The 21,513-nt window shown below is 43.2% G+C and carries 17 protein-coding genes; 8 read left to right on the top strand and 9 right to left on the bottom strand.

Annotated elements, in window-relative coordinates:
- Positions 1-4: 4 nt before the first annotated feature.
- Positions 5-2,371, top strand: a complete 2,367-nt coding sequence (locus ACL6C3_RS11525; RefSeq protein WP_413167313.1) for a tetratricopeptide repeat protein — start codon at positions 5-7, stop codon at positions 2,369-2,371.
- A 342-nt stretch (positions 2,372-2,713) separates the two neighbouring features.
- Here the strand turns inward: ACL6C3_RS11525 and ACL6C3_RS11520 are convergent, their stop codons facing one another.
- The 5 genes from ACL6C3_RS11520 to ACL6C3_RS11500 form a co-directional block, all read right to left on the bottom strand.
- The gene (locus ACL6C3_RS11520) at positions 2,714-3,007 is read right to left on the bottom strand and encodes a type II toxin-antitoxin system VapB family antitoxin (RefSeq protein ID WP_413167312.1); all 294 of its coding nucleotides are present in this window, start codon (positions 3,005-3,007) and stop codon (positions 2,714-2,716) included.
- Between the two features lie 30 nt (positions 3,008-3,037).
- The gene (locus ACL6C3_RS11515; protein WP_413167311.1) at positions 3,038-3,724 is read right to left on the bottom strand and encodes a Uma2 family endonuclease; all 687 of its coding nucleotides are present in this window, start codon (positions 3,722-3,724) and stop codon (positions 3,038-3,040) included.
- 56 nt (positions 3,725-3,780) lie between these two features.
- Positions 3,781-4,776, bottom strand: a complete 996-nt coding sequence (locus ACL6C3_RS11510) for an aspartate carbamoyltransferase catalytic subunit (RefSeq protein WP_413167310.1) — start codon at positions 4,774-4,776, stop codon at positions 3,781-3,783.
- A gap of 261 nt (positions 4,777-5,037) precedes the next feature.
- The gene (locus tag ACL6C3_RS11505) at positions 5,038-7,167 is read right to left on the bottom strand and encodes a pentapeptide repeat-containing protein (RefSeq protein WP_413167309.1); all 2,130 of its coding nucleotides are present in this window, start codon (positions 7,165-7,167) and stop codon (positions 5,038-5,040) included.
- Between the two features lie 36 nt (positions 7,168-7,203).
- Positions 7,204-7,530, bottom strand: coding sequence for a hypothetical protein (locus ACL6C3_RS11500; protein ID WP_413167308.1), 327 nt, complete (start codon positions 7,528-7,530; stop codon positions 7,204-7,206).
- 662 nt (positions 7,531-8,192) lie between these two features.
- On the opposite strand from ACL6C3_RS11500, the gene ACL6C3_RS11495 reads away from it, so the two are divergent.
- The gene (locus ACL6C3_RS11495; RefSeq protein ID WP_413167307.1) at positions 8,193-8,564 is read left to right on the top strand and encodes a hypothetical protein; all 372 of its coding nucleotides are present in this window, start codon (positions 8,193-8,195) and stop codon (positions 8,562-8,564) included.
- A gap of 197 nt (positions 8,565-8,761) precedes the next feature.
- Here the strand turns inward: ACL6C3_RS11495 and ACL6C3_RS11490 are convergent, their stop codons facing one another.
- Together ACL6C3_RS11490 and ACL6C3_RS11485 are read right to left on the bottom strand one after the other, a co-directional pair.
- On the bottom strand, positions 8,762-9,460 hold the full coding sequence (locus ACL6C3_RS11490) for a 2,3-bisphosphoglycerate-dependent phosphoglycerate mutase (RefSeq protein ID WP_413167306.1): 699 nt from the start codon (positions 9,458-9,460) through the stop codon (positions 8,762-8,764).
- A 195-nt stretch (positions 9,461-9,655) separates the two neighbouring features.
- Positions 9,656-11,599 carry a heavy metal translocating P-type ATPase gene (locus ACL6C3_RS11485; RefSeq protein ID WP_413167305.1) on the bottom strand — a complete coding sequence of 648 codons (1,944 nt, stop codon included), beginning with the start codon at positions 11,597-11,599 and terminating at the stop codon, positions 9,656-9,658.
- Positions 11,600-12,130: 531 nt separating this feature from the next.
- Between ACL6C3_RS11485 and ACL6C3_RS11480 the strand changes: the two genes are divergently transcribed.
- The 5 genes from ACL6C3_RS11480 to ACL6C3_RS11460 all read left to right on the top strand — a co-directional run bounded on the left by ACL6C3_RS11480 (position 12,131) and on the right by ACL6C3_RS11460 (position 17,920).
- Positions 12,131-12,775 carry a peptidoglycan-binding protein gene (locus tag ACL6C3_RS11480; RefSeq protein ID WP_413167304.1) on the top strand — a complete coding sequence of 215 codons (645 nt, stop codon included), beginning with the start codon at positions 12,131-12,133 and terminating at the stop codon, positions 12,773-12,775.
- A 274-nt stretch (positions 12,776-13,049) separates the two neighbouring features.
- Positions 13,050-14,363, top strand: a complete 1,314-nt coding sequence (locus ACL6C3_RS11475) for a hypothetical protein (RefSeq protein WP_413167303.1) — start codon at positions 13,050-13,052, stop codon at positions 14,361-14,363.
- Between the two features lie 166 nt (positions 14,364-14,529).
- Positions 14,530-15,117 carry a TIGR04376 family protein gene (locus tag ACL6C3_RS11470; protein WP_413167302.1) on the top strand — a complete coding sequence of 196 codons (588 nt, stop codon included), beginning with the start codon at positions 14,530-14,532 and terminating at the stop codon, positions 15,115-15,117.
- Between the two features lie 27 nt (positions 15,118-15,144).
- Positions 15,145-15,990, top strand: a complete 846-nt coding sequence (locus ACL6C3_RS11465; RefSeq protein WP_413167301.1) for a YwqG family protein — start codon at positions 15,145-15,147, stop codon at positions 15,988-15,990.
- 295 nt (positions 15,991-16,285) lie between these two features.
- The gene (locus ACL6C3_RS11460; RefSeq protein ID WP_413167300.1) at positions 16,286-17,920 is read left to right on the top strand and encodes an alpha-D-glucose phosphate-specific phosphoglucomutase; all 1,635 of its coding nucleotides are present in this window, start codon (positions 16,286-16,288) and stop codon (positions 17,918-17,920) included.
- Positions 17,921-18,549: 629 nt separating this feature from the next.
- Here ACL6C3_RS11460 and ACL6C3_RS11455 read toward each other — a convergent pair.
- Positions 18,550-19,827 carry an FAD/NAD(P)-binding oxidoreductase gene (locus tag ACL6C3_RS11455; RefSeq protein WP_413167299.1) on the bottom strand — a complete coding sequence of 426 codons (1,278 nt, stop codon included), beginning with the start codon at positions 19,825-19,827 and terminating at the stop codon, positions 18,550-18,552.
- 312 nt (positions 19,828-20,139) lie between these two features.
- On the opposite strand from ACL6C3_RS11455, the gene ACL6C3_RS11450 reads away from it, so the two are divergent.
- Positions 20,140-20,451, top strand: a complete 312-nt coding sequence (locus ACL6C3_RS11450; protein WP_413167298.1) for an RNA recognition motif domain-containing protein — start codon at positions 20,140-20,142, stop codon at positions 20,449-20,451.
- 103 nt (positions 20,452-20,554) lie between these two features.
- Here the strand turns inward: ACL6C3_RS11450 and ACL6C3_RS11445 are convergent, their stop codons facing one another.
- Positions 20,555-21,277 (bottom strand): hypothetical protein, encoded by a 723-nt coding sequence (locus ACL6C3_RS11445; RefSeq protein ID WP_413167297.1) that lies wholly within the window; start codon positions 21,275-21,277, stop codon positions 20,555-20,557.
- Between the last annotated feature and the right edge of the window lie 236 nt (positions 21,278-21,513).

The raw sequence follows: 21,513 nt of genomic DNA, 5'->3' as shown, positions 1-21,513 counted from the left end.
CAATATGAACCCCATCAAAATATTGTTTCTCGCCTCGAACCACAAACAGACTGAACGGTTATCTTTAGACGTCGAAATCCGAGAAATTAAGAATAAAATTCAGGCTTCTCAAAATAGAGACTTTCTGGAATTTAAACAAGCTTGGGCGGTACGCTTCGATGAACTCATCCAACGTCTGAACGAATATAAACCCCATATTGTTCATTTTAGCGGTCACGGAAGCAACACGGGTGAGATTATATTACTCGACAAATCTGATCAAGTTCAAGCTGTTAATCTAGAGGCAATTAAAGAATTATTTTCGACCGTTACTCAAGATAATATTAAAGTAGTTGTTTGGAATGCTTGTCATTCAAAAATAATAGCTGAAGCAATCGCAGAATCTATTGATTGCGTCATCGGAATGAATACGGCGATTAACGATCAAGCGGCTATTGATTTTGCGGCGACTTTTTACGGTGCAATTGCTTCTGGACGTTCAGTGGAACAGGCTTTTAAACAAGCAAAAGCCGCATTAATGGCTAGTCAAATCTCGGAAGCAAAGATTCCCGAACTCATACACCGAGAACAAATTAACCCCGCAGAAATTATCCTAGTTTCAGATACAGAAGAAAAAAATAATTCTACAATTTATTTCCCGCAAAATCTGCCCTACAGTGGAGTAATAAAATTTGTTGGACGACAGAACGAACTCACCAATTTACACGAACAACTCCAACAAACCGAACGAATTGCCATTACTTCAATTACCGGAATGGGAGGAATTGGTAAAACAGAACTCGCCCTTCAATATAGTCTCTATCATTGTCAACAAAAAACCTATTTAGGCGGAATATGTTGGTTAAACGCACTCGATACCAATGTGGGGATTGAAATAGTTAACTTTGGGAAAGCCTATCTCAACCTCAACCCACCGGATAATAGTGATTTAGAAACACAAGTTCAATACTGTTGGCGGAACTGGCAACCCCCAGAAGGAAATGTTCTGGTTATTTTTGATGATGTTGATAAATATGACAAGATTAAACCCTATCTCCCGCCGAATAATCCCAGATTTAAAGTATTAATCACGACTCGAATTCAAGGGTTTATAGGTTTTCAAGAACTCGCACTCAACGTTTTAGATGAAGCCGCAGCCTTGGAGTTATTAACGTCATTGGTGGGAGACAGAATAGAAACCGAATTAGAAACTGCAAAAACCCTTTGTGAAGATTTAGGATATTTACCATTAGGCTTGGAGTTAATCGGACGCTATCTAAACCGCAAGTCAGATTTATCTCTAGCTAAAATGCGAGACAGACTCAAACTCGAACACCGTTCACTCAATCCCGAAGACTCCCAAGAAATGACCGCCAAACGAGGGGTAAAAGCAGCCTTTGAGTTAAGCTGGAAAGAACTCAAACCCGAAGAACAACAATTAGCCTGTAGCTTAAGTTTATTTGCCTTGGCGCCGATTCCTTGGTCGCTGGTTGAGTCCTGCTTTCCCGAAACCGATGAAGAAGATTTAGAAGATTGGCAATCTAAACTGGTAAACCTCAGTCTATTACAACGAGTCGAACCAAAAATCTATCAATTTCATCCCCTGATTCAAGAATTTCTCAAAACCAAGTTAGAAGAATTTCCTTCCCAAGTTGATGAATGGAAACGAAGTATTTGTCAGGCAATTGTAGCAGTCGCCAAAGAGATTCCAAAGACACCCATTCACAATGATATTTTAAAGGTTACACTGAATATTCCCCATATCGAAGAAGTGGCGGAAAACCTCACAGATTACCTGACCGATGAAGATTTAACTTGGCCTTTTGTCGGTTTAGGTCGATTTTATGAAGGTCAAGGATTTTATAGTCAAGCTGAACCTTGGTGTCAAAAATGTCTTGATATTACTCAAAATCGTTTGGGACAGCAGCATCGGGATGTGGCAGAAAGCCTCAACAACTTGGCAGGTCTCTACGAATCCCAAGGCAAATACGAAGAAGCCGAACCCCTCTATCAACAAGCATTGGAGATGAGACGGCAGTTACTCGGACAGCAGCATCCCTCTGTGGCAACCAGCCTCAACAATTTGGCAGGTCTCTACTATTTCCAAGGCAAATACGAAGAAGCCGAACCCCTCTACCAACAGGCATTGGAGATGAGACAGCAGTTACTCGGACAGCAGCATCCCGATGTCGCAACCAGCCTCAACAATTTGGCAGGTCTCTACTATTCCCAAGGCAAATACGAACAAGCTGAACCCCTCTATCTAGAAGCTTTAGAGATTAGAGAAACAGTTCTCGGTGTTGACCATCCTCATACAAAACAAACTCAGAAAAACTTAGACCGTTTGTTGGAGGTAATGCCCCCTAAATCCCCCAATTCTGGGGGACTTTGAATGGATTTATCTTTAATTTTTTAGAAAGTTATAAATCAGTTTCCCCCCAATTTTGGGGGGCTAGGGGGGCTATTTCTCTTTTTGTTGGAGTTGAAGTCGGAAGGTTCTGGGGAGGTTGAAGATTCATCTGAGAATTAATTCACAGGTTAATCGCTTAAATCCCCCTAAATCCCCCTTAAAAAGGGGGACTTTTTTACTTCTTATTTCTCTTGACCCTCTTAGAAAGAGAAACTTTCCAACTTCTTATTCCCCGTTATAAAAAGAGATTTCCAACTTCTTACTCCCCCCTTTTAAAGGGGGGCTAGGGGGGATAAAGAGGAACTACACCAAAGATATTCCATTCTAAAAATTAGGAGGTTCGCGGAGGGGTTCTCTCGGAATAGTTGGCAGTTCAAACTCTCCAAAAAGGGCAAAACGTTGCTCAATCGCCGCAGCCAAATTTAAAGAAGGTTTTGTATTTTCTATATCATTTTTAAATTGAATCTGTCCGCTTAAATCTAATAAGTTTTTGCGCTTTTTTCGGTTGCGAACGAGTTCTTTTAATGCAAACTCAATTACTTCTTTTTCGGTTGTCAATTCAGTTAATTCCAAGGCTTCCTTAAGTAATTGTTCGTTGAGTTCAATGTTCGTGTTCATGGGTTTTTCGTTTAAATTTAATCACTTCTACTAAACTTCCGGTTCAATTCCCGCAGCACGCAATTGAGCGGCTAATCGTTCAACTCGTTCGCTTCCCCACAATAACAAATTACCCTGTTCGTCCCACCAGCGCAACCAATAACCCTGTCGGTTTTCTCGGCTTCCTTCCCATACTCCTAAAAAAAGCTGCATTTCCGGTATCCAAAAGCGATTTTGTTCGTTCGCCAACTCAAGCTGATACCGTCCGTTATCGCCAAAACGATACAATTCTAACGCGCCATTTTCCGGCTCAAAAATACCGTAATTCGGCACTTTTAAAACTTGTTCATAAAAGTAAAATTTACCCGGAGGATAGGTTTCTTTAATTGAATATTCTCCCCCTGGTGTATCCGATAAAAACTCTAGCACTAGCGCCGGAATTTCGCCCTGTAAGTTGGGGGTATAACTGCGAACAACTTCGGAGCGCTCAACCGTAATTTTGGGAATATAAGCCCAATCTGGAGCCTTAACAACAATTCTACCATTAATTGTCGCACAAATACCGTAGTTTGTGGGAGTAAGAGCCGTTTCCGGGAGTTTTTTTGCCAACTGCAAACTTTCGGTTAAAGACGCAGCCAAAGCGGGTTGATTAATATTATCCACAGGGTCATCGGGAAGCACAAAGTCATCGGGCAACTTTTCCCAGGTAATATTATAAGTTGGGGAGGTAGCAAACATGACCATTCGTGCAAATAAATTTGACTTTGATTATGTTATTATAACTGGGGAGGATATCACTGTTCTTGTTTTCCGCCCCCAATCAAATATAACAACGCCATCCGCACCGCCACCCCGCTTGTAACTTGTTGGGAAATCAAACTAAATTGCGGATCATCCATTAAATCTGAACTCAATTCTACACCCCGATTAACCGGACCCGGATGTAATATTTTTACATCGGGTTTGCAGAGTTTGAGGCGATCGCGAGTAATGCCATAATATTGATGATATTCTCTTAAACTGGGTAACAAATGCTGGGTCATTCGTTCCCGTTGCAGTCGCAATGTCATCACAAAATCGGCATCTTTTAACGCCGGTTCTAACTCCCAATGTAAGAACAATTTCCCCGGTCTTTTTTCCCCAAAACATTGAAAATATTGGGGTAATAAAGTCGGAGAACTCACCAAATGTAATTCGGCATCAATCCCGGTTAAACTCCAAATATTCGATCTGGCAACTCTCGAATGCAAAATATCGCCAACAATGGCAATTTTTTTCCCTTCTAACAGTTCTATTCTGGGATTATCGGGGTCTAATAACCGACAAATCGTAAATAAATCTAACAACGCTTGTGAGGGGTGTTCGTGTTGACCATCTCCCGCATTTAAAACAGCAACCTTTGTATTTAACCGATCCATTTCTGATGCAATAGCATGGGGAACACCCGCCTGTTGGTGGCGAATAACCATCATATCGGTTCCCATTGCTAAATAGGTTTTTGCAGTATCTAAAATCGTTTCTCCCTTCGATAAAGAAGACGTTCCCGGTGCAAAATTTAGCGTATCGGCTGATAATCGTTTGGCGGCGAGTTCAAAACTATTGCGGGTGCGGGTTGAAGGTTCAAAAAATAAATTGGCGACAACTTGACCTTGTAAAGCGGGGACTTTTTTGGTACGGCTATTAAGAACTTGTCGAAAACTTAAAGCTGTTTGTAGAATTGTGTTGTATTCCGTCTGAGTAAAATCAGATAGAGACAGAATGTGGCGACGAGTCCAACTTGCAGTAGCCATTTTTAGAAATCAATACCCATAAAAATAAACCGATTAACTGTACAGATATTCTTTCGGAACATCTCCACAACTAACCCAACATTTGATTTTACCAATAGTTGGTATCTGTCGCTGTTTTAATCTGATATGATATCCGGTTGATTAATGCCTGTTATAGGTCTGGGGCGGGTTTAACTCAATCTCGGAGTGGTCATCAAGATCAATGGAGAACCCGCCCCTACATCACAATCATTGATCTGAGGCTTGTACCTCTGTGTTTTATTATTTGCAGTCGGGATGAATAGCGCCTTGATTACAGAGATAATTAATTTGTTCTAAACTGAGGTTTTTAGCCTTAGAAAAATTAACCCCTCTCATCCGATTTGATTGATTATCAATTCCCACATTTTCGATAAATGAGTCCTGATTATTTTCCTCGGGTTTATTCACAAAAAAGACGGCCCCTTGAAAATTTGCGCCCCTTAAATTTGCCCCTCTCAAACTCACTAAAGTCAAGTCGGCATTTTGTAAATTGGCATTGATTAGGTTAGCATTTCTGAAATTCGCACCGGTTAATAAGGTCGAACTCAGGTCAGCATTTCTCAAATTTGCTCCTTTTAAATCCGCTCCTGAAAGGTCGGCATTTTGGAACTGACTATTTTCTAAATTGGCATCAATAAACAAAGCACCTTGAGCATTCATTTCATTCATACGAGCATTTTTGATATTAGCCTCAGAAAGATCTGCATTGGCTAAATCTGCGCCCGTAAATTTAGCATTATTTAGCTTTGTTTGCTCTAAATTTGCGCCGATTAATTTTGCACTGCTGAAGTTTGTTCCGGTTAAATCCGCTTCAGATAAATCGGCTTTATTTAACGTTGCTCTCAGGAGATTGGCGCGTTTCATATCAATATTGCTGAGAAAAGCACCCGTGAAATTTGCCTCGGTTAAATCGGCACCGCTCAAGTCAGAAACCCAATCATCAAACGTCTCATAACGACCATCTTCTCCGGGGCCGTAAAAGCTGGTATTTTTGAAGCTGGCATTGTTGAGAATACTACTTCTAAAATTAAACCCGGAAAGATCAATTTGGTCAAGAATTAAGGTGAATTGAGTCGGAGGCGTGGTTGATTGACCCAAATTAACGCGACTGAGATCGATGTTATGAATCTTGCCTTCGTGAACGGTCAAAATTTTCGCGATCGCCCTTTGAGTCGCTTGTAAACGCTGAGAAACTAACTGTTTATCCTTGGCATTTGCCCCAAATTGCATCGAGTCCAAATCATTTTTCAGCGCTTGATTTAACTGCCGCAAATAGGGCAGCGCTTCCGGTCCGGTGCTGACGAGCGCCTGTTGAGCGGAATCTAATAATAAAGGGTTGCTTTCCTGTCCCAAATAATCCACTAATAACGGAATAGCCCGAGAATCATTCAACGTTCCCAAAGCCAAAATTGCCCCCCGACGTTGACCCGGATCGGTGGGCGCACTGGGCGATAATTTACTCACCAACGCCAGAAAAACTTCATTATCTTGATGTTTAAATTCTCGACGGTTGGCTTGATTTTGAATATAAACTTGAGTTCCAACAAACGTCCCCAAAACAGCAGCCATACTCGCGCTGCTAACGGCGATCAGGGTAATTCCCGGATGTTGGCGCATCCAAGCCCAGAGATCGATCGCAAATTTGCCTTTTCCAGATCGGAAAACGATCGCCCGGACTGCTTCTTGATCGCTCGTCCAGTCGTAGGTGGTAAAGGGGTTGTTGGTCGGAAGCTGAACTTCTCTGACCCGAGTTCCCGCCCACAGATCGTGTCCGGCGCGACCCGCCAGGCGTTTGGCAATTAACCCATCGGCCAGTATCATCAAACCGGACAAACCGGTAAGAATGATCAAATTTGGAAAAGCGCCCGTGACCCGCCAAATAATATAGGCAATTCCCAAAGGAATCCCCCAACGACCCACACTTTCGCGATAAAACGCCCGCAGCAAGCCCGGAGGCGCCACAGAATTGGCTTGAATGACCTGGACAGCAAACCACCGCTTGGGCAGAGTTTGTCCCCGGGTAGCCAACAGATAAACCTGCCATCCTCCCACGATAGTCGGAGTCAACAGCGCCCCCCACCAAAATAAATTGGTTAACGCACTGACTTGGGGGTTGCGATCGCGCACGGGTAAGCCTAGCGTCGCACCGATGGCCTGACCGGTGGTTCTCAGGACGGGATGAAGGGGAACGGCTTCAGTGCGGTTAGACAAAGCACCGATGCTGTAGGGGACGACTCCACTGGCGACGACTAAGGAAACTTCGACAGCCCAAGCCCCACACCTACGAAGCCACAGGGGGAGTTGTCTGACTTGAATTTGCCAAGACGGATCGGATGGACTGACATCTCTGCTTGCTGTTGGGCTGGTCATAGTTGGGTTGTTGATTTCAAACGGATCTGGCAATCTCTATTTCGAGAATTTGGATGATTTAAAGATTTGGTATCCTATGTACACGATTACACCGATAACTGCAAGAGAGATCGCCAAAGAAATTAATTCGGCCAGCGTTCGCAGTAGGGTTAACCCCATAGCCAAACCAACCACAACCACTGCGGCTTGTCCGAGTTTGGGGAGTTCTTTAAACCAGACCAGAAATTGATTATAGAAGGTTTTGACGGTTTCGATAAAATTGGGAGTTGAAGTGTTGTTACTGACCGGTTGAGGTTGCTTGAGTTCGGCTTCGAGTTCCTCGAGTCTGCGTTTAACCTGATTGTCGTCTTGTTGGTAATTCATAGGAGTTTGTAAAGAATTGAGTTTTAAACCGTTAGCAGTGTTTACACCGGAACACCGGATCGCCGGATCGCTTATCAGTTATCATATGATATCGGACTAATCAATAATCCCAAGCGTAGGGGCGGGTTACGCCTGCGATCGAGGGCGACCACACCGAGATTGATTTCAACTCGCCCCTCCCCGATAACACGCATTAATCAACCGGATATCATATCAGTCGCTCAGGGGCGGGTTTACAGAGGTTGTCCACGCATTAATCAACCGGATATCATATCAGTATTCGCTCAGGGGCGGGTTTACAGAGGTTGTCTGTGAGAAAACATAAATTAATTCTGAACCCGCCCCTACAACACTGGTCACTCTTGACTGGTGAGGCAGTGCGGTCTTGGTGGTTTCCATCAAAGAGCAACGGACGTTCCCGGAGGGTAATGAGTGACTGTGAAAGCCTGCCCCTAGTTGAAAATTTTATAAGATTTAGGCACAGACTGTTGACGGAAATAGTCAAAAAAAATAAATCTTCTGAACTTCTGTGTCATCCTCAAAGAGCCAATTTACCTGAGTCAAGTTGTCTACTGTCTGTATTTTAACTAAGGCTGTTGTTGCTATTTACATTCGGAAACATGAAGTTGCGCTATTTTGCCATTGTTAGCCTAACTGTCGCTATGACTTTAGGATCTGCCGATCTCGCCTTTGCTGACCGACAATCTCTTTCTCCGGGGTCTTCTGTCACGACTTCGGGAACTTCGGGCGGAGAAAGCAATAGCGGAGATTGTGGTTTTGTTGCTGCTGCTCCCAATCATACCATTGATGTTGCCGAAGATTTACCTTTGCTGCGAATCAATGTGCAGACGTCTGGGGCGCCGACTCTGTTGATCGAGGGACCTGCCGGACGTTATTGTGTATTACCGGAAGGAGCGGGCGGAAATTTACAATTTTCGGGCTATGCTCCTTCTGGAACTTATAACATTTATGTTGGCGATCGCGAACAGGGTCAGCATTCCTATAATTTATCAATTTCGGGACAGGCTAACTAATTCCCCCGAGAGAAACGAGTTTCACTTTTCCTAAAAAATCGGGAGTTTTTATCAGAGCAGTTTTCCGTTGAATGAAGTACAGTAGAGACTAAAAAACCCGGTTTTTTCTACTGCTTCCTCGCTCTTGGCGATGTGTATTGTTAAATCAACCGGATTTTTGGCTTTTCGTTTATCAATCCCGCACACTGCTATAAGTTTTAATCGTTGAGAATGACTTTACTTTGAACTTGACCGTCTGCATCAATTTCGTAAACAATGGGTACGCCCGTTTTCAGTTCTAATTCGGGAATGTCTTCGGGTGCGAGATTATCAAGATACATGACAATTGAACGTAAAGAATTCCCGTGAGCGGAAACTAACACATGATCTCCGCTTTTGAGATGGGCGAGAATTCTATCTTTAAAAAAGGGTAACGTGCGGTTCATTGTATCTTCTAAACTTTCTCCACCCGGAGGGCGTTCGGAAAAAGAACGCCGCCACAGATAAACTTTATCTAAACCAAATTTTTCGGCGGTTTCTGCTTTGTTGAGTCCCTGTAAATTTCCATAGTAGCGTTCATCTAAAGCCGCACTGGGAATAATGGGTAATTCATCATTTGCATCTCCTCCATATTGATCCCAACCGTGCCATTGGGGGTCATCTGCGTTATGTTTGATAATGGGAATTTTACCCTCACAAATTTCATCGCATTCGGTTAAACAAATCACCGCAGTTTCTAACGCCCGCATTAACATACTGGTAAAACAAACCTGCACGCGATAGTTTCTCAGTTTACAAGAGGCTATGGTTGCTTCTGCTCGTCCTCTTTCGCTGAGGGGAACATCTACCCAACCTGTAAATCTATTGCTAGCATTCCACAGGCTTTGACCGTGACGCAGCAGGATTAACTGAGACATATTTTAGCACCTTTTCTAAATTTTACTTTCCTCCTAATTTTATTATTTTAAATCGTTTCGATAAGTGTTGATTACGGTTAACCGTTCCCGTCTCGACATCAAAAACCCAGTTTCTTCTGCGAAACCGGGTTTTTAAGATTTTTAGTTGAAGTTAAGGAACAACCGGGTTTTTCGGGTTTTGAGTTTAAGTTTGGGTTAAGTTCGTAACACGCGACTCGCATTTAAAATTGCCAATAACGCCACGCCAACATCTGCAAAAACCGCTTCCCACAATGTCGCAATTCCAATCATACCCAACAGAATAAATAACCCCTTCACCCCCAACGCAAACCCAATATTTTGCCAAACAATTTTATGGGTTTTTCTGCCAATTTTAATCGCTTCAGCAACTTTAGAAGGCGCATCGGTCATAATTACAATATCTGCGGTTTCTATCGCCGCATCCGAACCCAGTCCGCCCATTGCTATCCCCACATCCGCCCTCGCGATAACGGGAGCGTCGTTAATACCATCGCCCACAAAAGCCACTTTATTTTTTGTTCCCGTTTTGTGGAGAATTTCTTCAAAAGAGTCTACTTTGTCTTCCGGTAATAGTTCGGCAAAATAGCGGTCTAAACCCAACTTTTCCGCCACAGACTGAGCAACTTTTTTGTTATCTCCCGTCAGCATTATTGTTTGTTCAATGCCGATTTTTTTCAAGCTAGAAATTGCCCGATTTGCATCTTCTTTCATTTCATCGGCAATCATAATATAACCGCAATAGTTTCCATCAACCGCTAAATGAACCACCGTTCCCGCAACTTGACAAGTATCATGGTTAATATTTTCTCGATGCAAAAGGCGATCATTTCCCGCTAAAACAACCTGATTGTTGACTTTTGCTTTAATTCCATGACCTGCTATTTCTTGATAGTCGCTAACATTTTTATCGTCTATTTCTTGACCATAAGCTTCTCGAATAGACTGGGCAACCGGATGATTGGAATGAGATTCGGCTAGAGCCGCTAACGCGAGCAATTCCCTTTGATTATAACCATTTTTCGGAACAATTTCACTGACTTTAAATACCCCTTCGGTTAACGTTCCGGTTTTATCAAAAACAACGGTTTTCACCGCAGTTAACGTATCTAAAAACGTCGCCCCTTTCACCAAAATCCCATTTTTAGCCGCCCCTCCAATTCCGCCAAAATAACCGAGGGGAATACTAATCACCAACCCGCAAGGACAAGAAATCACCAATAAAATTAAAGCCCGATAAACCCATTCTTCCGATGTTGCACCGGGAATAAATAGAGGCGGTAAAAGCGCAACAGCCAGAGACAAAAATACAACAACCGGGGTATAATATTGAGCAAACCGAGTAATAAATTTCTCCGTTTTGGCTTTTTTGCTGCTGGCATTTTCAACTAAATTCAAAATTTTGGCAATCGAAGATTCACCAAAGTTTTTGCTGACTTTTACGGTTAAAACTCCGGTTTTGTTAATCATTCCCGCTAATACCGTTTCTCCGACTTTAACGCTGCGGGGTACGGGTTCACCAGTTAAAGCTGAGGTATCAACTTGAGAATTTCCCTCGATAATTTCCCCGTCCAAGGGTATTTTTTCACCGGGTTTAACGAGAATAATATCCCCGATTTTAACGGTCTCTGGACGAACTTGTTGAACCGAACCCTTCACTTTTAAATTGGCGGTATCGGGACGAATTTCTAACAGAGATTGAATCGAACGTCGGGAACGACTAACCGCTAAATCTTGAAACAATTCCCCCACTTGATAAAATAGCATAACGCCAACCGCTTCGGGGAGTTCATGTATCGCAATTGCTCCCAATGTAGCGATAGTCATTAGGAAGTTTTCGTCAAAAATTCGACCCCGTAAAATGTTTCTCCCCGCCTTGGTGAGAACCGTCCAACCGCTCAACAAATAGGCGGTAATAAAAACCAGATACTCGCCAATAGAATAGGGTGTTGCTTGCAGTTCTTCGAGAAAAATTAACCCGATAACCAACAGCAACACAACCGCAAGAATGGGAAGAAGTTCTTTTTTGAGGTCAAAGGCTTCGGAATGACTGTGGTTGTGTTCGTGACTGTGATTGTGATGGCAACTACAACAGCCTTGAGATTCTAGCTTGGTATTCATTGACAAGTTTCTCCGGTTATCAATATATGAATAGTATTTCATAATTATTAGCAAAAAAAAGTGTTTTTGACAATCCTTAAGAAAAAATTATTTTAATTATTGATAATTGTAATCATTATCTAAAACGAATTTAAATTTGATGTACAAGACAGATGTTTGAGAAAACTTAGCTAGAATTCTAACTCATTCTGAAATTTACCAAAAGCGTTGAAGTCAGGAAAAGAATCAGTATTGTCGAGTTAAAATTGGGGAAATAGAGAGTATTAGTGTCGATACTGAAACTGGAATCTATAACATTTGGGCAACCTTGTCTATATCGATTGGTTTATAACTCTAGGTGAGTTCAGCCCGATTATTTTTGCTATTAATTGCTGATTTTGTTAACTCAATTTTATGACCATAGGAAGATATCAAACCCTTGATTTTCTGTAACTATAATAATAATAAATAAGCAAATAGATTGCTGAAAAACAACGATAATCTTGTTGAACAGAGGTTTAAGTTATGATTAAGAAATTCTTCAAATCCGGCATGGCAACTTTAGGTACTGTCATCGCTTTTTCTCCGGTATTTCTTCTAGGAACGCCAGCGCGATCACAGGCGGTGGTAGTTGATGGACGATTTGACGAGTATGGATATGAAGTTCCAAACCTAACCTATGGCGCGACGGGTCCGGCTGTTCAAGATTTGCAAATCTTCTTAGATGAACTGGGATATTACGATAATAGCTATGGCATAACCGGAACTTACGATACAGCCACTCAAGACGCAGTAGAAGCCTTTCAAACCGATTATGGTCTGTCGTCGCCGGATGGTATTGTTGACAATGAAACCTGGGATACATTCATCAGTATGGACGACGAAAGTATCTTTGAATCAGACGATAGTTTTGATGCAGAAACCGGGATATACACCGATTACGAAGACGAAGGTTTCGCAAATGAACCTTACGAAAACGAAGGTTATGGAAATGAACCTTACGAAAACGAAGGTTTCGGAAATGAACCTTACCAAGACGAAGGTTTAGGAAATGAACCTTACCAAGACGAAGGTTTCGGAAATGAACCTTACCAAGACGAAGGTTTAGGAAATGAACCTTACCAAGACGAAGGTTTCGGAAATGAGTCTTACGAGAATGAAGGTTTAGGAAATGAACCTTACGAAAACGAATATTAATCGCCCCGCTTGTCTGATTGGTTAACATCGTACCTAACACAAATTAGGGGCAATTTAAGGATGAACCATTACCTACTGACTTCTTCATCCCCAATGTATGGACGCAGACCCAATCTGCGGCCATATTACTATCTATTGCAAAATTGGCTTTTGGCGGGTGAGGCGGAAACGGGTAATCCGTGACTGTAAAGGAATTTGCTAGTAAAATCAATAGCGAATCATTTATAATTTTCAACAACAGAGGTCAAACGAACGTGAGGGGGAGTGCAGACTAATGCCTCAAGACACAACAACAATGAACCAGAAAACGCCAGCACTGTCAGATGAGCAACTCTTGAAAGATCCCGCATCCGTAGAAATTTATGCGGATCAACTGATGGACGATCTATTTGAGGACGTCGAACGAGTTCTCGATGGAGGCGCTAAACTGCCCAGTGAACCGGTAGAACCCGAGTTCATCTCCCTCAAATCAATAAAAGTTCCTCAAATTATTCTACCCCCCTTGGCGCGTCGGGATGCAGACGATGGGGCGATCGACACCGATGTTAAACTGCGGGATGCCAGCGCCGGAAAAGACCAGTCCTTCGATCGCATTTTACTGGGGACGGCCTTTGCATCTTTGCTGATTACCTTATCATTGTGGGTGGCAACCCGGGGAGGAATTAATCGGTTATTCGCCCCCGCACCCGTCGCAGTGCCGGCAGATAAACCGTTAACCGCCAAAACCCAAGCCGATATCAAATTCGCCGACTACATCGAACGTTCCCTCGCTACCATTCAACAACAGGGCGCCTCGGAAACTATTCCCCTGTTACCGCCCTTTCCGGTGACGCCTCCGGTTGAGAATTTGCCCCCGGTTCCCGTTCCCAATACTAATACACCCAATACACCCCTTGGCGCCGAAACCAATAATCTAATTGCGGCTATAAACCGCGTGGCGGAGTCCATTCAAGACGCTTCCGATCGCACGGCGAGGCTGTCCAACCAGGTGATGCAGACGTTACAACAGCAAGCCGCCCAACAGCAAGCCGCCCAACAGCAAGCCGCCCAACCCCAAGTTAGCCCTCCCACCCCCGGCGGACAAACTTCCGGAACCCTTTCAGCCCCTCCAACTCAAACCGCTCAAACTCCCCAACCCTCACCCCAACCCACACAACAAGCACAAGCCACCCCCCAACCCGAGCCTCAAGCCCAACCCTCACCCACACAACAAGCCGAAGAACCCCAACCCCAACCCGCACAACAACAGGCAATGAGTTCGGTATCCATTCCGACTCCCGCCAGCGCACCCGCACCCGCCCCCGCACCCGCACCCGCTGAACCCGCACCGGTTGCCGAAGAACAACCCAGTGAAACCGCAGCAGCCACTACAAGCCCTTCTCAGGGAAGTATTCATACATTAGTGGGTATTTTAGAACTCGGCGAGCGATCGGCGGCGTTGTTTGAAGTCAACGGGGTCGCCCGTCGGGTCTACGTCGGCGAAAGTATTGCGGCCAGCGGTTGGACGTTGGTAGAAGTGGTTAACCAAGAAGCGGTTATCCGTCGAAATGGTGAAGTTCTCACCATCTATGTCGGACAGCAGTTTTAACGGGGGGTTTTTATCCCCCCTGCCCCCCTTTGAAAGGAGGGGTTAGAAAGTAGGTTGGGTTGAGGAAGTGAGTAGGGGCGGGTTCACATAGATTTATTCATCCCGTAGACAATTTTAATAAACCCGCCCCTAGAGATATTTTAAGTTTAATTAGGAATGAAAAGTTATGGGTTTATTTGATGATTTTAGTCGATTTTTAGAAACAAGATTAGAGGAATTTTTACGGGCAAATCCTCATCTAGAATTGCAAGCTTTAGAAGAACAACTTCGGGAACAACAAGAAGATACATTGCGTTTAATTGCCGATCTTCAACGTCAAGAAAAAAGCTTACAAGAACAAATTTTAACCATCGCCCAAGACATTCAACGCTGGCACGAACGCATCGCCAAAGCCGAAGCCGCCAACCGAGAAGACCTCGCCCAACCCGCCCGAGAAAGAGAAGCGGTATTATTGCGTCAGGGAAACCAACGTTGGGGACAAATGCAGGGCGTCAAACAGCGCATCGAACAGTCTAAAGAACTTTATCAACAAATCAAACAGCGCCGCCAAGAAGTGAGCGCCAAAGCCGCAGAAGCCGTTAAAGCACGCGCCCAAACTCAAGCCAAAGAGCAACAACAGTGGGAAACAAAAGCCTGGACTCAGACACCCAATTATAACAGTTTTAGCGCCGCAGCAGACCCGTTAGAACAAGAATTTAAACGTTGGGAAACCGAAGACGAATTAGAACAATTAAAACGAAAAATGAAGCAATAACAACCAAATAATGAGGGAAATTTTTCTATGTCAAATGATAAGATAAAGGAAGATTTGCCGGCGATTTTAGAACGTTATCGCGATCGCATAGAAGCGACAATTAAACCCTACCTTTCCCTCAATCTCACCCCCGATGAAAATCTAACTTGGTGGCAAAGTAAATTTGCAGGTCGAGAAAAAAGTCCGGGAGGATTTCCTTATCTACCCAAAGGATTTGATTATCCTCAAACTTCAGACGGAGAATATCTGCTTCTACTCGCACAAATTAATTTCGCCGAAGTTCCCTATCTCGAAGGCTTTCCCACACGAGGAATTTTGCAATTTTACATTGCCGATAATGATTCTTATGGCTTTTCTAATTATTATTGCGAATTGAATTATCCGCAATCAAACTGGAGGGTTATTTACTTTCCCGAACCCGATCTAAACGCAGAAAACTTGATAACGGATTTTGATTTTTTGCCCGAAAAATATTGGTTTGAGACGACAGAACTAGAGATAACGAAATGTTCCGCGATTCGATGGACTAAAAAATATGCGCCAATTTGCTTGGAAGATGACAGTGCTTACAAACTTCTTCTCCCCCAAATTGGTGAAGCCGTTCCGTTTGAATTGGAGGATTTATACGAGGAATTTACCGATGCCTATTTAAAAATTTTGGATAATGATGGATGGTTTTGTCCTCTGCAAATGGGCGGATACAGTTGTTATTTTTCCGACGACCCTCGTGTTGGTTTCTCTGAAGAAGAAGATCCCTTTGATACACTGCTATTAAAAATTTCACTAATTGAAAGCGGATCGCTTTTCTTCTACATCCAAAGTTCGGCTTTAGCCAAATGCGACTTTTCAAAAGTTCTCTACGCTATGGCTTAAAATAAGAGGCGATATTCAGTTTACAACCCGCTTTTTCCAGAAATTGGTGAAACCGAAAATTACCGAACTCATAAATGCTCATAAAATTACTTAGCTCAAAAATTCTCAACTCTCTCTGTTATACACCATAATAAACCTCTCAAATTCACTCCTAGAAACACTCGTCTACCTCTTGCCTTTTGCCTGTTGCCTGTTGCCTGTTGCCTCTTCCCTATCACTCCCAAGATAGAAAAGTTGAAGAAAAGGGGAATATTACCGATACAATGTGGGCAGAAGTTCCTGCTGTAAAATTGGTATGAATATACGCACGGTCTCAACTCAACCCTTTTCTGACCAAAAGCCCGGAACATCTGGGCTAAGAAAAGCGGTTCCTGATTTTCAAAAACCCCATTATCTAGAAAACTTTATTCAATCTATCTTCGACACGCAAGAAGGCCTAGAAGGTCAAACGCTGGTCGTTGGGGGAGATGGTCGCTACTACAACCGTCAAGCCATTCAAACTATTCTTAAAATGGCCGCCGCTAACGGCGTGGGTCAGGTATTAGTCGGCTGTGGGGGTATCCTCTCGACGCCGGCTGCTTCTTGTATTATCCGCAAAAATAACGCCTTGGGGGGGATTATTCTCTCGGCGAGTCACAACCCGGGTGGCCCCAACGGAGATTTTGGCGTTAAATTTAATACCAGCAATGGCGGGCCGGCACCGGAAAAAGTCACCGAGGCTATTTATCAACGCACCAAAGTTATTGACGCTTACAAAATCTTAGAAGCTGCCGATATTAACTTAGAAAGTCCGGGCAGTTTTAAACTCGGTAGCATGGCGGTTGAAGTCATGGATTCTGTGCAACCTTACAGGTCATTAATGGAGTCTTTATTTGATTTTGACAAAATTCGCCAACTGCTAACTTCCGGCAATTTTAAGATGTGTATGGACTCGCTCCATGCCGTTACCGGGCCTTATGCCAAAGCAATTTTTGAGAAGCGTTTGGGAGCGCCGGAAGGAACCGTTCAAAACGGAGAACCTTTGGAAGATTTTGGCGGCGGACATCCCGATCCAAACTTGGTTTATGCTCATGATTTAGTTGAAGTTTTGTTTGGTGAAAATGCGCCGGATTTTGGGGCGGCTTCCGACGGCGATGGCGATCGCAATATGATTTTAGGGCGGAACTTTTTTGTTACTCCGAGCGATAGTTTGGCGGTATTAACAGCGAATGCTCATTTAGTCCCCGGTTATAAAGACGGTTTGGCGGGGGTTGCCCGTTCGATGCCGACGTCTCAAGCGGCCGATCGCGTAGCGGAAAAACTGGGAATTGATTGTTATGAAACGCCCACCGGTTGGAAGTTTTTCGGCAATTTACTTGATGCTGGAAAAGCGACACTTTGCGGCGAAGAAAGCTTCGGAACCGGTTCAAATCATATCCGCGAAAAAGATGGTTTGTGGGCGGTTTTATTCTGGTTAAATATTCTCGCAGTTCGGGGAGAATCCGTTGAGAATATTGTTAAAGAACACTGGAAAACTTACGGACGAAACTATTATTCTCGCCACGACTACGAAGAAGTCGAAACCGATCCGGCGAATACATTAATGGATCGTTTGCGTTCCGGTTTGGGCGAGATGAAAGGTAAGACTTTCGGACGTTATGAGGTCGAATATGCGGACGATTTTAGTTATACCGATCCGGTTGACAATAGTGTTTCTAAAAATCAAGGGGTTCGGATTGGGTTTACCGACGGTTCTCGGATTATTTTCCGCCTGTCGGGAACGGGAACGAAAGGCGCCACCTTGCGGCTGTATTTAGAAAGTTATGAACCGGATGGAAGTAAACAGGATTTAGATCCCCAAGAGGCGTTGAGTGATTTGATTTCCATCGCCGATGAAATTGCTCAAATTCAGTCAATAACCGGTCGCAAAGAACCGACTGTTATCACCTAATCTTACCCTCCAAAAACCCGGTTTTTCTGAAAAACCTGCTTTCTATTTCCTATCACTTTCCCCTCACCCCACCCCCCTTTTTAAGGGGGGCAAGGGGGGATCAAGAGGGGGTTAGGGGGAGAGGTCAAATCATGTCCGGTTGATTAATTCTGTTGGTGGGGGCGGGGCGGGTTTATATAAATCTCGCAGTAGTAGTCAAGATTCTAGCTGAACCCGCCCCTACATCACAATCATTGATTAGTCGCATATTAGGCGGAGAGGTCAAAAAACCTGCTTTCTATTTCCTATCACTTTCCCCTCACCCCACCCCCCTTTTTAAGGGGGGCAAGGGGGGATCAAGAGGGGGTTAGGGGGAGAGGTCAAATCATGTCCGGTTGATTAATTCTGTTGGTGGGGGCGGGGCGGGTTTATATAAATCTCGCAGTAGTAGTCAAGATTCTAGCTGAACCCGCCCCTACATCACAATCATTGATTAGTCGCATATTAGGCGGAGAGGTCAAAAAACCTGCTTTCTATTTCCTATCACTTTCCCCTCACCCCACCCCCCTTTTTAAGGGGGGCAAGGGGGGATCAAGAGGGGGTTAGAGGGAGAGGTCAAAAAACCGGGTTTTTACTTCCCATGAACGGATTTATTTTTTCTGCAAAAACTTCAGCAAATCGCCCTCAAAACTCGCTCCTTTTAACATCCGGTTCCAATACAACCAGGGTAACAAATGGCGCTTAACTAACCACATACTATATCGTTCTTCGGCGGGATTCATTGGAAAACTCGATTTAGGCTTATTTTCATAGTCAAATTCTGCCATAATGGTTTTACCATATCCTGTTACCAAAGGACAACAAGTATAACCGCCATAACTACCTTTTAAGGATTGAGAACTAACCAGCGAATAAAGATTTTCGACTACAACCGGCGCCTGTTTACGAATTGCCGCAGCCGTGCGAGAAGTGGGTAAAGAAGACGCATCGCCCAAACTAAAAATATTCGGATAGCGATTGTGTTGTAAGGTGTTTTTATCCACATCAACCCAACCCGAACTCGCCGCCAAAAGACTATTTTTAATAAAATCTGGGGCGCTCATTGGTGGGGCGACGTGAATAAAATCATACTTCAAACTCACCCGTTCCACACCCGTATCTGTTGTCACCTCAAAAATCGCTTCTTTGCTGTCCGGTTTAATTTGTTTGAGATTGTGTTTAAACTTGACATCAATCTCCCGTCGCTCTACAATTTTATCGAGGGATTCGCAATAATCCGCCACCGGAAACATCGAAGCACCCGCCGAACAGTAAATCACTTTAGATTTATTTCTAACCCCATTTTTGCGGAAAGTATCATCGGCTAAATACATAATTTTTTGGGGCGCACCTCCACATTTAATCGGAGTTGCGGGATAGGTGAAAATTGCCGTTCCCCCCGAAAACTTTTTCAACAATTCCCAAGTGTAAGGCGCATAGTCTTTAGAATAATTGCTGGTAACTCCCCCTTTCCCCAAAGCTTCCGGTAATCCTTCCACTTCATGCCAATTAATTTGAATTCCCGGACAAACTACGAGATAATCATAGTGAATTCTTTTCCCGTCTCGGGTGATAACAATATTATTTTCGGGTTCAAAAGTTTCTGCATAAGCTTTTATCCAAGTCGCACTTTGAGGAATACAATCTTTTTCGTTTCTGATTGTATCTTCTAATGCAAAAGCACCCGCACCCACCAACGTCCAAGCCGGTTGATAATAATGTTGTTCTGAGGGTTCAATAATGGCAATGTTTAGAGAGGAATCTTTTTTGAGTAATTGAGAAGCAACGGTTATCCCTCCGGCACCTCCCCCAATAATCACAATTTGGTAATGAGTGCTATCAGTAACTCTCCCAGTAGATTGAGTATTTTGTACGGTTGAGTTCGACATAGGCGTAAAGAGTGTTCTTTCTCGGGTTCAACTGAACTTTTTAGTTTAGTCCTCTGCTCCGCTCATCCCCCCAACCTGTCCACAATTTTTAACAATTGCTCTCGGCTTGCTTTCACACCGCCATTGAGTTCCTTAAATTTAGTCAAATCGATCGCTTGATCAATCAGAAACTTGTGTTATACTCAGAGTTGAGTATAGGTATCGGTTGCAGTTTTTGTTTTCAGTGTTGACAGTTTCGTTCTGCTTCATTTTTTCCAAGCTTGCCTCCGAACGTTCTATCTCTACAAGTCTCTGAATTGATGGAGGTAACATATGTCAGTATATATCGGTAATCTTGCCTACGAGGTTACAGAAGATGATCTCAAGTCTGTTTTTACAGACTACGGTTCGGTTAAGCGGGTGCATATCCCCACTGACCGAGAAACTGGTCGTCCTCGCGGCTTTGCGTTTGTAGAAATGGATACAGATGCCGAAGAAACCGCCGCTATCGAAGAACTCGACGGTGCGGAATGGATGGGACGCGACCTCAAAGTTAATAAAGCCAAACCTCGCGAAAATAATAATAACAGCAGAGGTTCTTTTAATGGAGGCGGTCGTCGAGGTGGTCGTTCTGGCGGTTACTAAACCCCAGCACAAAATGACTAAGATTTTCGCTTAGTTTCCATATTATAGCAAAGGAAGACAGGATTGATACCTGTCTTTTTTGATTGGTATTGAAAATCTAATCCTATCTAATTTTCACATTTAATTTATAACTCGCATTTCCCCGAGTTCCCCCGACAATAATCTCATAACGACCGGTTGCGGGTAAAGTTAAACTAGACTGCGTTTCTTCAGAATTGAGTATTTCTCCGTTGGGAGCCATGATATCAAAAACCGCATTTTTTTCTAAAGAACTAATATTAACGTCCATTTTTTGACCCCCTTTTGCATCCAGTAAATAAACATCCCGACTCCCTCGAACCACCGAATTTTCTACCGTCGCCGAGTCCGCACCTCGCGAAAAACGAATTCTCGAAACCAGACAGGGAACTCTTTGATAAACCTCTCTCCCGGTGTTAAGAGAATCACCTTCTAAGCGCCAATTTTCTTGAGTTTTTTGGGTATCGAGTTCGATTTTTGTCGTGATATTTAGCTTTAAATTATTACCTTGTTTTGTGCCGTTTAAGGTTTGAAAATAAGAACTATAATATCCCTCTTGTTCGTTATGAATAGTCGCGTTTACATGACCCGTGACTTGATTTTCTTTTTCAATATAAATCCGAGCAACTGAAGACAAAGTATCATTTTCTAAACTAAAACAATATCCCGAAAATTGATTGTTGTTGGTATTTTGAGCAACAGGATTCGGTTTTTGAAGGGGTTGTCTGGCGGGTTGTTGAGCAAAACTCGCACAAGAATTAGCAGTCATTAGCAGTAAAACTAAAATCAAATATTTAAGGGATTTCATAGCCGTTCATTTTTTTATTCAAGGTCTTGTTTTTAGACTACGCCAGCATAACTATCGGTTCCCGATAAAAATAAAAATTGTTAGATTTGGAAAAAATATATAACAATAAACAGTATATAGAATTTTCCATTATAACTTGATATCCCATTAAAAACCGATATAAATTTAATCATTGGGTTGACAGAATGATTAAAAGTCGATCTAAAATAAACATTCAAGACTCGCGAACTTTGATG

Source organism: Capilliphycus salinus ALCB114379, assembly GCF_047276495.1.
GTDB lineage: Bacteria > Cyanobacteriota > Cyanobacteriia > Cyanobacteriales > Microcoleaceae > Capilliphycus > Capilliphycus salinus.
The sequence above is the reverse complement of the archived record's forward strand: the minus strand, read 5'-3'. Positions and strand labels throughout refer to the sequence as shown.